Below are 12764 nucleotides of genomic sequence, written 5' to 3' on the forward strand. Positions count from 1 at the left end.
ATCTTCTTTGTTAACAATGTAATTCTAGAATTAATCACCTCAGGGAAAATTGATTGTTCCAAAAGGTCTTTAAGTTACCTATCCGTTGTAAGCTTAATTATTGGGATAGCCTCAGGAGCAAGGATATGGATCTTCGCCAAAATAGACGAGCGTAAAGCCCGAAAATCTCCCCCATCCGATCCACAATAAAAATGTTCCCGGTCAAATCGTGGCCGGGAATCAACTTCGGTCAGGGAGCGAACGGACTGACGGTGAATGCCAGCGTGAACAGGGGCAAAGGCAGTGAGACCGGCAATGGCGTGAGCCATACCGAGACCACCGTCAGCGCCGGAAATAATCTGACCATTAACAGCAGGCGCGACACCACCCTGACGGGCGCACAGGTCAGTGGCGAAAAGGTCATCCTCGACGTGGGCCGTAACCTGACCCTGACCAGCGAGCAGGACTCGGACGACTACGACGCGAAGCAGCAGAACGCCAGTGCGGGAGCCAGCGTGGCGGTGATGGGCGGTGGCGGCAGTGCGTCAGCCAGCGTGAGCCGGGATAAAATGCACAGCAGCTATGACAGCGTGCAGGAGCAGAGCGGCATCTTCGCCGGGAAAGGCGGGTTCGACATTACTGTGGGAGAGCACACGCAGCTTGACGGGGCGGTTATCGGCAGTACCGCCACCTCAGACAACAACCGGCTGGATACCGGCACCATCGGGTTCAGCGATATCCGCAACAGCGCGGAGTATGAGGTGGAGCACCAGAGCGCGGGTGTGAGCACCGGCGGCGGCGTGGCTGACGGTGGCGTGCTGGGTGACGTCGGGAAATCGCTGGTCAGTAACCTCGCCAACGGCCTGCTGGTCGGGGTGAACGGTTCAGGCAGTGACAGTTCCACCACGAAGTCGGCGGTCAGCAAAGGCACGATAATCGTCCGGGATACGGATAAGCAGACGCAGGACGTCTCACAGCTCAGCAGAGACGTGGAGAATGCCAATCCGGGTCTGGTGGCCATCTTCGACAAGGAGAAAGAGCAGCGGCGGTTGCAGGAAGCGCAGCTGATAGGTGAGATAGGGGTTCAGGTTGGGGATATTGCAAGGACGCAGGGGCAGATTATTGCGACCAGGGACGCTAACGGCAAGATGAAGAACGTCTCGCCGGAGCAGTTGAAAACGGCAGAAGCTGACTGGCGCAAAGCCAATCCGGGCAAAACGCCAACAGCAGATGATATCAGCGGCCAGGCTTACCAGACGTTCTATAATCAGGCGTTTAACGACAGTGGATTCGGCACCGGTGGTAAGGTTCAGCAGGCTATCCAGGCCGCAACCGCTGCGGTACAGGGTCTGGCCGGTGGTGACCTTGCGAAGGCCATAGCGGGCGGTGCGAGTCCGTATCTGGCGGAGGTCATTCACGATATGACCACCACCAAAGGCCCGGACGGCAAGGATGTGGTGAACGTTGAGGCGAACCTGATGGCCCACGCCGTGCTGGGTGCTGTAGTCGCACAGATTAACGGCAACAGCGCGCTGGCAGGAGCCGCAGGCGCTACCACCGGTGAGTTTATCGCACAACAGCTTTATCCGGGCGTGGACAGGGACAAACTGAGTGAGGATCAGAAACAGACCATCAGTGCACTGGCAACCCTGGCGTCAGGACTGGCAGGTGGCGTTGCCGGTGACAGCACTGCCGATGTGGTGGCCGGTGCTCAGGCGGGTAAAAACTCGTCCGAGAACAACAACCTTTCGCTACCGAGTGGACTCGGAAATTATGGTCTGGCAGTTGCTTCCTGGAACCAGTATGCGCAGGACAACAATTTGACGCCGGAGCAGACTCAAGAAGGGATGAATCGTATTGCTACTGGCGAAGGGCCTTCTTGGGGGACAGAGTATAAGGTTAAAACTAATGAAAAGTTGAGGTTTCAGGTGGCGTGGGACTTGCTTTGAAAGGAGGAGCTGAGATTAATAATGATTATTTCTCTATTTCTACAGGTTATACAAAAGAGTTTGGTGTTAAGGCTGGTGCTTCGGTAGGTATTGATTTTGGTCCATATTTCCCAGGATTGTTTGGCGACTTAAACCGTGATTATTCAACTAGTCTCGGTTTTGGTCCCGGTTCTGTAGGAATATCTAGCGGAAAAGATGGCATTGGCTTTTCCTTCTCTGTTGGGCCTGGCATTGGTTTTACAGGTTCTGCCACTGGATCTCATGATGAAAAAGTAGATCTGAACAGTGATTCAACTAAGGAAATATACCACCATGATTTCAAATGATATTATTCTTAATGCGCCATCTTTTATATTATTGTTTTTTTGTTGTTGTGGGGAGTGTGCTTTTTTATTTTTTGTTTATAGGAGGCTTGGTGGCGTTAAAGTAGGAAAGGACTCCTTGCTTTATTTTAATTTTATTTTTTTAAACGCGACACATTATCAAACTACGCATTGGCTTTTCTAGTTCTTGGGTATATATCAGCAGCAATAGCTGAATATTGAAAGGGATTCGATGATTTATCATTAATATCTAATTTGTCAGGGGGGATATCATTTTTTTCTTTGCACTATATGGGAAGTATTTTTACCCAGGATTACTTGATGATGAAAAACCATTTTATTTTATTAAGGTTTTTTTAACAAAATTTGATCTATCCTTTGGTGCACTTTTTCTTTGGCTATCAAGACTGGCATATGCAACATGGTTGATTATATTTATTAGCAATTAAATATCGTAGCTAACGGAATCCCAGCTCTTCGCTGTTGGGATTTTACTTTACACACCTGTCAGTTATCGCCACTTCTTAGCCAGCCTGGGAATCAACGCCCCCTGCTCAATCAGCATCCATCCCCTATTCCCTCTCTCAAATCCAGGATTCCAACCTAATAGCCCCACAGCATAATCGACAGTAAAGGCTGGCTTTAATATGATCCCTGATATAGCCCACAGTGTAATGCCAGGCTTTAATTGAAACCTGTTCTGCCTTATGCTGTTGCACAGCATAATAACTCCCTAAAGGTGGCAGACATATCCCACACGCAGGGAGACAAAGGACTGAATACAGTGAAAGAGAAGCTTACCTCGCTAAAATAATATGAAAAATAATGTTTACTTTGAAAACAAAAAGAAAAAACACCTTGTAGGGATTCTTGTTATCGCAATCCTGGGGTTATGGTTTTGGTATATGCTATGGGCCTCCGGCATCGGAAGACGTACGGTGTTAATGAAAACCATTCCCGAATTGACAACATACATCACCGTCGGGAGTATCATCGGACTTGTTTTTGCCGGGCACACCACCTATTACCGACCTGTTGGTAAAACACCAGCGTATGTTCTGAAGTCTTTTGGGGGTGGTTTTTGCATCGGCTTAGTAAGCATTTTGAACTTCTATGACGTTTGTGTTTATCTTGTACCCGGAGAGATAAATCAATATAAATCTGAGTATGAGATAACTTTTCCTGGTCCATCGACAGGAAAGTCCAGTCACTGTGAAGCCGGATTATGGATTAAAGACGCCCATACTCAGAGGTGGATCCAACTCTGCACAAACAGGAAAGAATTATATAAGAAGCAAAGTCCGGGTATGAACAAAGTCTGGGTGACGGCACGCAGCAACAATCTGGGTTCTTATATTCTGGATTATCAGTTTATTTACAAATAATCCACTCCATCTGATATGAATAACAATCATTAAGCCTGTGTTCAATTTTCCGGGCTGGCCCAGATAAATACGTAACAGACCTGTTCCTGCCTTACTGGGCTGAAAGCCAGCTTCCAGGACTGTTAGCGCAGAAAAACTAATTATTTCATTGAATGAGCACACAGAAGCACATAGACTCACTGTGCTTCTTTTTTTATTACAATCAGGTTGTTCTCAGTTATTCACCCATACCGGCTAAGTAACTGGATGCACCTGAAACCGAAAGGAACCATTGCTCATCATTTGTTAAAGGATTAATAAAATGTCGTGTCATCATTGTGAAACCAACAGCGCCAATCCGGAATCCGGATTGTGCGATAGTTGCGAAAACAAAGAAAAGGAGAGAATTAATGGCTGGCTTTATCTTCCGGCTCTGGGGCTGATCCTCAGCTTGATATTTATCCCTTTCAACATTTACCACTATTTGAACTTAATTATTTCCCATTTTAAAGAAACAGCATTTATCAGTTACTATGCAATCACCCTGATTGTATCCATGTTCGCAATGTATATCGTGACGGTCATGGCGACCTGGTCTTTCCTCCGAAAGGCCAGTAAAACCCGTAACGTGATGATTATATACTATTTTTCAGGTCTTGTTTTATCCCTCACTTTAACTGTCGTCCCAAACGTACTGTACAATGTTGCTCTTCAAAATCATGACATTGGGATTCTGACCGGTTCCATTACCGGGACAGTTATTTGGGTGCCTTATTTTATTTTTTCCAAAAGAGTCAGGGAAGTCTTCGTTCGCTGAAGGAAGTGAATTTTATCAACGCAGCTCTGATCAATAAAATTCCAAGCAGCGATCTGATTAATTCCGGTCGCAGTCTGGAATCTTTGCGTTCCTGAAACAGAGTCCCTGCAAAGGAAAACATAAATATCCTTTCATCAACAGAAATAAAAATACCCTGGGGAAATGATTACGGATATCAATAACGGGATCCATTACTCTTTCAAAAAAATTACAATTATTTGATCTTCAAAGCATTTTCGTCACGTTCTCATACTTTTTTATCAAACCTTAAATCGTTAATATTCGCCCTGCACGTCTTTTCCGGCAGTTTATATCGCCCTGTCGTTGCAAAAAAACTATTTTTCAATTCTCTGGTATACATTTACTTCATTAAGGATGATGTAATGAATAAATTATCAATTATCGCCATTTTACTTTCCTCTGTTGCCTTTTCCCCTTTTGCCTTGGCTGACAATCAGACAGTGACGCTTGGTTATGCTCAGAGCAAGGTGCAGAACTTCAAAGATATTAAAGGTGTGAACCTGAAGTATCGCTATGAGTGGGATTCTTCGTACAGCCTGATCGGCTCATTTACCTATATGACGGGTAAGGAAAATTATCATAGCAGCGTAGATATTTCCTCGCTGAACGGCACCAGCTCATACGACACTTTGGATGTCGACAGCAAAGTGAAAAATTACTCCATCAACGGCTTCAACATTGGCGTTGGTTATCGCTTCTGATAGCAGGATTAACCGGCTACAGGCAATATCAGTCAGAAATCAGAGATACGCTGATATCGCCTGATCAACCGAATTGATAAAAAAGGGCCGGAGATCTCTCCGGCCCTTCTGAAAGGATGGCGTGGCCACACTGAAAGAAGCTGCAGAATTACTGAGCCACTCTCTTACGCACAAAAATCCAGCTTACGAGCAGCAGCAGTAACCAGCCAATACCGACATACAGCGAAATTCGCGTGTCGGGGAAGTGGCCAATCAGCCCGATAATAAAGAACAGGAACACGATACCCAACATGGCAGTGTACTTGCCGCCTGGCATGGCAAACTTCAGCTCTTTAGCCTGCTCTTTAGTCAGGCTGCGGCGGAAACCAATCTGAGCAAACAGGATCATAATCCACACCCAGACGGTGGCAAAGGTTGCCAGTGAGGCGATCACCAGGAACACTTTTTCTGGTATCAGGTAGTTCAGATACACAGCGATCAGCATCGCCGCCATCATCACTACTGTGGTTACCCACGGCACGCCACGGCGAGAGACGGCAGAGAAGACTTTAGGCGCATGCCCCTGCTCCGCCATCCCGTGCATCATACGCCCCACGCCAAACACATCGCTGTTAATCGCTGACAGTGAAGCCGTGATCACCACAAAATTCAGGATGGCCGCCGCCGCTGCAATACCCAAATGCTGGAAAGTCAGCACGAACGGGCTGCCGTCAACTCCGACCTGATTCCATGGGTAGATGGACATAATGACGAACAGCGTCCCTACGTAGAACACCAGGATTCGCAGTGGAACGGTATTGATCGCTTTTGGAATAGATGTTTCAGGGTTTTTCGCTTCCCCCGCTGTGATACCGATGATCTCAATGCCACCGTAGGCGAACATCACAATCTGCAGCGACAGCACCATGCCAATCACCCCGTGGGCGAAGAAGCCGCCGTGGGTCCACAAATTACTGATGCCCGTTGCCTGCCCGCCATTGCCAATGCCCCAGAAGATGATGCCGATACCGGCGACGATCATGATGATAATGGTGGCCACTTTGACCAGTGACAGCCAGAACTCGACCTCACCGAACACCTTAACCGTGGCCATATTGATGGCACCAATGATCAACACCACGCTCAGCACCCAAATCCAGTGCGGCACGTCCGGGAACCAGACGCCCATATAGATGCCAAAGGCGGTAACGTCAGCGATAGCGACAATCAGGATTTCGAAGCAGTAGGTCCAGCCGGTGATGTATCCGGCAAGCCCGCCAAGATAATCCTGGGCGTAGCGCGAGAACGAACTGGCCTGCGGGTTGTTCACCGACATTTCGCCCAGTGCGCGCATAATGATGTAGGCGATTGCGCCGCCGATGATATAAGCGAGGATCACGCTCGGTCCGGCCATTTTTATGGCACTGCCCGAACCATAGAACAACCCGGTGCCAATAGCCGACCCCAGCGCCATAAAACGAATATGGCGGGTACTCAGTCCCTTTTTGAGCGTATTTTTAGTCATCTTTGTATCTTCACAATCTTTGCTTCTCCTGCCGGAAGCGGTCCGGAGAAGGTATCACATTTATTATTGCTGATGCGCGCTAACCTGCTGACGCCCCATAGCCCGATCGTAAATGGCGACCAGCACCAGCATCACCAGTGACGGCGGCAGCCAGGCCAGACCCTGATCGGCCAGCGGCAGATGAGTGGCGAAGCCTGGCAGCAGATTGGCAAACTGGGTGGTTTTGATTGCATCAACGATACCAAACAGCAGGCTGACCAGCATAGTTGGCGCGATGATACGGCTGCTTTTCTTCCACCAGCTCAGAGTGAAGCTCAGCAACACCAGCACAATGCACGGAGGATAAATCGCAGTCAGTACCGGAATGGAAAACTGGATCAGGTGGCTCAGCCCCAGGTTAGAAACCAGCATTGAGAACAGGCCGAGGATAAACACCAGCTGGCGATAGGTCAGCGGCAGATACTGCTCAAAGAACTCCGCACAAGCGCAGGTCAGGCCCACGGCTGTGACCATACAGGCCACAAAGATCAGCGCGGCCAGGAAGAAGCTGCCCATGCCACCAAAAGTCTGCTGAACATAGGCATGCAGGATCGCGGCACCATTAGCATTCTGGTCAACAAGCGATGCGCTGTCAGAACCCAGTTTAAACAGGGTCAGATAGACCAGCGTCAGACCAATACCAGCAATCAGACCGGCAATGATGGTGTAACGGGTCAGCAGGGAAGACTCGCTGACGCCACGTGAACGGGCGGTATTAACGATAACGATACCGAACACCAGCGCGCCCAGCGTATCCATAGTCAGGTAGCCATTGACAAAACCACTGGAGAAAGCGGCATGCTGATAGGCTTCTGTTGCCGGAGCAATGCCACCGGCTGGCCATAACAGCGCAGCGACGCCCAGTACAGTCAGCGCCACAATTTTCAGCGGAGCCAGGATATGCCCGACGGTATCCAGCAGCTTGCCCGGATACAGTGAAATGCCAATCACCAGCGCGAAGTAGACCAGGCTGTAGATAAACAGCGGCATCGCGCCATCACCGGTCAGCGGGGCAATCCCCACTTCGAAGGAGACGGTGGCGGTACGCGGGGTGGCGAAAAGCGGGCCAACGGCCAGATAGCAAACGGTGGCCAGCACAATCCCGGCCGCTTTACCAATCGGTGAGCTGAGGGCGTCAATACCGCCGCCAACACGCGCCAGCGCGATAACGGTAATGACCGGCAGGCCAACGGCGGTGATCAGGAAGCCAAGTGCGGCGATCCAGACGTGTTCACCGGACTGAATGCCCACCATCGGCGGGAAAATAATGTTACCGGCACCCACGAACAGGGCAAATGTCATAAAGCCCAGTGCGAGAATGTCTTTGGAAGTTAAACGGTTAGTCATAAGCAGAGGATTAGCCTGTTACTGGTGTGATTGAAATCGTGATGTCAGCTTTATCGCCCTGCCTGCCCTAAAAACACCAGATTTTCAAACCGGTACAGGGAAATCTCCTGGTCCGGTGTCGCTTCGTGGCGGAATTGCGCGGATTATGATCTTTTTACAGGGGGATAACGTAAAAACGGCGGTAAGTAAACCGTTTATAGCGGAGAAAGGCAACACGGGATTGAGAAAGCAGAGTGATATAGCGCAAAAATCCTCTTAGCCAGTTCATCACTTCAGTTTATTGCTGGTAAGCATTACATGATTTGTATTTTTTTTGTTCGCTGCGGGGTTATTTTCTGCAGAAATTTGCCGCAAGATGCACAAAAGGCGCGGTTTCCCGCGCCTTTTACACAATCTGACGCGGCGTTACCAGACGTCGTTAGCGATATCGACCACCAGACGCAGCTTCGCCCACTGCTGCTCTTCGGTCAGGCTGTTGCCCTCTTCCGTTGAGGCAAAGCCACACTGCGGGCTCAGGCAGATCTGATCCAGGCTGACATACTGCGCCGCTTCCGCGATGCGCTTTTTCACGGTTTCCGGGTTTTCCAGCTCGCCATTTTTGGTGGTGATCAGACCCAGCACCACCTGCTGTTTGCCTGGCTTAACAAAGCGCAGAGGCTCAAAGCCGCCTGAACGTTCGTTATCGTATTCCAGGAAGAAAGCATCAATGTTCACCGTGCCAAACAGAATTTCGGCCACCGGCTCGTAGCCGCCTTCTGAGATCCAGGTGGAACGGAAGTTACCCCGGCAGACATGCAGACCAATAGTCAGGTCGTCCGGCTTGCCTTCGATAGCTTTGTTCAGCACCTGCGCATAGATGTGGGCCAGCTCTTCCGGATCGTCACCGCGCTCGCGGATCTGATTTTTCTGATCTTCTGAGCACAGGTAGGCCCAGACGGTATCGTCCAGCTGCAGGTAGCGACAGCCCGCATCGTAGAAGGCTTTGATCGCCTCACGGTAAGTCAGCGCCAGGTCGTCGAAGTAGGCATTCATATCCGGATAGACGCTGGCATCAATGGCTTTACGACCGCCACGGAAGTGCAGCACGCTTGGGCTTGGGATGGTCATTTTAGCAACCGCATCGCCGCTGATGCTTTGCAGATAGCGGAAGTCTTCCAGCATAGGGTGGTTACCGAAGCCGAGCTTGCCGATAACGCGGATACCGTGCGCTTTGGTCTGTACACCGTTGAACTGAATGCCCTGTTCGGATTCGTAACGCTCAACGCCTTCCAGACCGTCAAAGAAGTCGAAGTGCCACCAGGCGCGGCGGAACTCACCGTCGGTGACCACTTTCAGGCCGCAGGCGCGTTGATGGGTGACCACATCGCGGATCGCTTCATCTTCAATACGGCGCAGGGCTGGTGCATCAATTTCTCCGGCCTGGAACTGTTCACGGGCCTTTTTAATGGCTGCCGGACGAAGGAAACTGCCGACCACTTCGGCACGGTACTGAGCGGAATCTCTTTGCATATCTGGTCACTCCTGGCCCGCGCATGCGGCGCATAATTTACCTGTGAAATAGTTTCGCCTGGTTATCTTTAGACTTCTGGATGTCTATATGGCTGACAGGCAGAATGTCATGAGAAACTTTCAGCGGCAACCGAGGAAATTTCACTATGCATGAAGAAAATTCATGTTAAGCATGAAAAGAAGCCGTAAAGCCAGCCTACCCGCCGATCATTTTCCGGGCCTGAGCAATCTGCTCGTCGGAAAGCGGCAGATAGCCCGCCTGCTTCACCAGCCCCTGTCCGTGCGCAGAGAGCGCATGCTGCAGGAAGGCTCTGGTCAGCGGCTCCAGCGGCTTGCCGGGCGCTTTGATGACGTAGATATAGAGGGGACGGGCGTATGGATAGAGGCCGCTGCGGATATTCTCCGCGGTGGGTGCAATCCAGTTGTTGCCCTCGCGGGAAACCGGCAGCGTCTTCACCCCGCTCAGGTGAATTCCCATGCTGGCGTAACCAATGCCGTTCAGGGTACCCGCCACCGCCTGCACCACGGCAGCCGAGCCAGGATATTCCCCCACATCATTACGGAAATCCCCGTTGCACAGCGCCTGCTGTTTGAAGAAGCCCCAGGTACCGGAAGCAGAGTTGCGGCCGAACCGTTGAAGAGGACGCTTCGCCCAGCCGGGCTGACCCAGTTGCAGATCTCCCCAACGATTAATCGAAGAAGCCCCGCCACATCGACGGGTGACAGAAAACACCGAATCGAGCTGCTGCGCATTCAGCCCCTGCAGAGGGTTGTCCTGATTGACCACCACCACCAGCGCATCCATGGCAACCGGAACCGCCAGTGGCGGATAGCCATAGCTGTTTTCAAACAGCTGCCGCTCAACGGCCTGCATAGGGCGGCTCATCGCACCAAGCTGTGCCGCCCCGGCTGCCAGTGCCGTCGGCGCAGTAGACGAACCGGCTGCCTGGATCTGCACGTTCACGCCGGGATACTGCTGGTTAAAGCTCTCTCCCCACAGGGTCATAAGATTGCCCAGCGTATCCGACCCGACGCTGGTCAGGTTCCCCGCCAGCATGCCCTCTTGTGCCTGGGCCATCGTGCTGAGCATCAACAATAGCGCGAAAAACAGCTTTTTCATCCTGAACTTCCGATTCGGTCAACGAACCGCATTCTGGGACAATTCGTTGCTGACAATCAACCTCGGCGGCAGTGAAAAGCTGAAACAGGTCTCTTTGCCCGGCAGGCTGGTGATATCCAGCCGCGTGTTGTGATGGCTGAGCGCATGCTTCACGATTGCCAGCCCCAACCCGCTGCCGCCGGTCTGCCGTGAGCGGGCTTTATCCACCCGGTAGAAACGCTCCGTCAGGCGGGGAATATGCTCTGCCGCAATGCCGGGACCGTTATCCTTCACCTTAAACTGCGCTCCCTGCGACGTCTTCAGCCAGCTGATATCAATACGTGTGCCTTCTGGCGTATGGTTTACCGAGTTATACACCAGGTTTGAAATCGCACTGCGCAGCTGCTCATCATTGCCGAATACCCGCAGATTCGGATCGGTATTAAAATGAATTTCATGCCGTCCCTGACTGAGCGTCTCCGCCTCACGCTGCAACAGCCACAACATCATCGGCACGTCGACTTTTTCCTGCAGATCCAGCGCCGGTGCCGCTTCAATGCGGGACAATGTCAGCAGTTGTTTCACCAACCCGTCCATCCTGCGGGTCTGCTCCTGCATGGTGTGCAGCGCCTTATCGCGAAGCGCGCCCTTCATATCCGACTCTTCCATCATCTCCAGATAACCCTGTAGCACCGTTAACGGCGTGCGCAGCTCGTGGCTGACGTTGGCAAAGAAATTGCGGCGCGCCCCTTCCAACTGATGCATCTGCGTCACATCGCGCGCTACCAGCAGCCACTGGCCTTCGCTGTACGGCATCACGCGGAATTCCAAATGGCGATGACTGTTCAGCACCAGGGTCAGCGGGCGGGAGAAATCGCGCTGGCGAAGATAGCGGGTGAACTCCGGATAACGCAGCAGGTTGAGGATGTTCTGGCCGTTATCCTCCGGCCAGCGCAATCCCAGCATCTGCTGTGCCAGGCCGTTACACCAGAAAATCGTCCCCTCTTCCGTAGTCAGCACCACCGCGTCGGGTAACGACTCCGCCCCGCTGCGGAAGCGCTTGATCAGGCTGCCCAGCTCGCGGCGACGCCGACGATTTCGCGCCTGCATCTGATAAAGGCCATAGAAGAGAGGTTCCCAGCTGCCGCGTCCGGCAGGAGGGGTCATGCTGCGGTCAACCCACAGCCAGTGAGATAAACGAAGTAAATTCGCGAAGTGCCAGCCTGATACGGCCAGCACGGAAATCAACAGCAGCCAGGGCAGGTAGCCAACCAGCAGCCCCAGCACCAGGGCGGGCATGCAGGCAAGCACCAGCTCAAACAGCAATCTCTTCCAGGAGAGGCGTTCCAACACGGTTAAGACTCCAGTGCGAACGATCAGTAGCGTGCAGAGAAACGATAACCTGTTCCGCGAACCGTCTGCACCATACGATCGTGCCCGGTGACTTCCAGCGCTTTACGCAAGCGGCGAATATGCACGTCAACGGTACGATCTTCGACGTACACGTTAGTTCCCCATACGTGATTAAGCAACTGTTCGCGGCTGTAAACACGTTCCGGATGAGTCATAAAGAAGTGCAGCAGTTTGTATTCCGTCGGGCCCATTTCCAGCGGCTGAGTCTCGGACATCACGCGATGCGAAGACGGGTCCAGGCTCAGTCCCTGCATCTCAATCATTTCTTCCACAGCCATTGGCGAGATACGGCGCATCACCGCTTTAATTCGGGCCACCAGCTCTTTTGGCGAGAACGGTTTGGTAATGTAATCGTCTGCGCCCACTTCCAGACCACGCACGCGGTCTTCTTCTTCACCACGCGCGGTTAACATCATCACCGGGATATCGCGGGTCATCGCTTCGCGCTTGAGATGTTTAATAAACTGAATGCCTGAGCCACCCGGCAGCATCCAGTCCAGCAGAATCAAATCAGGCCAGGGTTCGATCAGCAGATTGATGGCACTGTCGTAATCTTCAGCTTCAATAGGTTGATAGTCATTTTGCTCCAGAACGAAACACAACATCTCACGGATTGGGGCTTCATCTTCGACCACCAGAATGCGCTTAGCCATTATTGCTCCTGCTACTGTGACGGAATGTCACTGGATTTGCGGCGTC

At 51.7% G+C, this 12764-nt stretch carries 10 protein-coding genes and 1 pseudogene; 5 read left to right on the forward strand and 6 right to left on the reverse strand.

What is annotated here, in order from left to right:
* Positions 1-215: 215 nt before the first annotated feature.
* The 5 genes and pseudogenes from AC3Y5R_RS16875 to AC3Y5R_RS16895 all read left to right on the forward strand — a co-directional run.
* Positions 216-1928, forward strand: a pseudogene (locus AC3Y5R_RS16875) (hemagglutinin repeat-containing protein); the annotation flags it as partial.
* On the forward strand, positions 1913-2254 hold the full coding sequence (locus AC3Y5R_RS16880; protein ID WP_489922275.1) for a polymorphic toxin type 25 domain-containing protein: 342 nt from the start codon (positions 1913-1915) through the stop codon (positions 2252-2254). The pseudogene AC3Y5R_RS16875 and the gene AC3Y5R_RS16880, both read left to right, overlap by 16 nt.
* A gap of 812 nt (positions 2255-3066) precedes the next feature.
* Entirely contained in the window at positions 3067-3636 is a 570-nt protein-coding gene (locus AC3Y5R_RS16885; protein WP_489922276.1) for a hypothetical protein, read from the forward strand.
* Between the two features lie 301 nt (positions 3637-3937).
* Entirely contained in the window at positions 3938-4432 is a 495-nt protein-coding gene (locus AC3Y5R_RS16890) for a DUF2569 domain-containing protein (RefSeq protein WP_489922277.1), read from the forward strand.
* Positions 4433-4815: 383 nt separating this feature from the next.
* Positions 4816-5154: an Ail/Lom family outer membrane beta-barrel protein gene (locus AC3Y5R_RS16895; protein ID WP_489922278.1), complete on the forward strand. Its 339-nt coding sequence runs from the start codon at positions 4816-4818 to the stop codon at positions 5152-5154.
* A gap of 148 nt (positions 5155-5302) precedes the next feature.
* Here the strand turns inward: AC3Y5R_RS16895 and proY are convergent, their stop codons facing one another.
* The 6 genes from proY to phoB form a co-directional block, all read right to left on the reverse strand.
* The gene (gene proY, locus AC3Y5R_RS16900) at positions 5303-6658 is read right to left on the reverse strand and encodes a proline-specific permease ProY (RefSeq protein WP_489922279.1); all 1356 of its coding nucleotides are present in this window, start codon (positions 6656-6658) and stop codon (positions 5303-5305) included.
* Positions 6659-6721: 63 nt separating this feature from the next.
* A complete protein-coding gene (gene brnQ, locus AC3Y5R_RS16905; RefSeq protein ID WP_158783347.1) occupies positions 6722-8044 on the reverse strand; it encodes a branched-chain amino acid transporter carrier protein BrnQ in 1323 nt (440 codons plus the stop codon).
* Between the two features lie 405 nt (positions 8045-8449).
* Positions 8450-9553 (reverse strand): cobalamin-independent methionine synthase II family protein, encoded by a 1104-nt coding sequence (locus AC3Y5R_RS16910; protein ID WP_489922280.1) that lies wholly within the window; start codon positions 9551-9553, stop codon positions 8450-8452.
* 196 nt (positions 9554-9749) lie between these two features.
* The gene (locus AC3Y5R_RS16915) at positions 9750-10673 is read right to left on the reverse strand and encodes a PstS family phosphate ABC transporter substrate-binding protein (protein ID WP_489922281.1); all 924 of its coding nucleotides are present in this window, start codon (positions 10671-10673) and stop codon (positions 9750-9752) included.
* An 18-nt stretch (positions 10674-10691) separates the two neighbouring features.
* A complete protein-coding gene (gene phoR, locus AC3Y5R_RS16920; protein ID WP_489922282.1) occupies positions 10692-12005 on the reverse strand; it encodes a phosphate regulon sensor histidine kinase PhoR in 1314 nt (437 codons plus the stop codon).
* A 23-nt stretch (positions 12006-12028) separates the two neighbouring features.
* Positions 12029-12718, reverse strand: coding sequence for a phosphate response regulator transcription factor PhoB (phoB, locus tag AC3Y5R_RS16925; protein ID WP_489922283.1), 690 nt, complete (start codon positions 12716-12718; stop codon positions 12029-12031).
* Positions 12719-12764 lie beyond the last annotated feature (46 nt).

The organism is Erwinia sp. 009765445, from assembly GCF_058137865.1.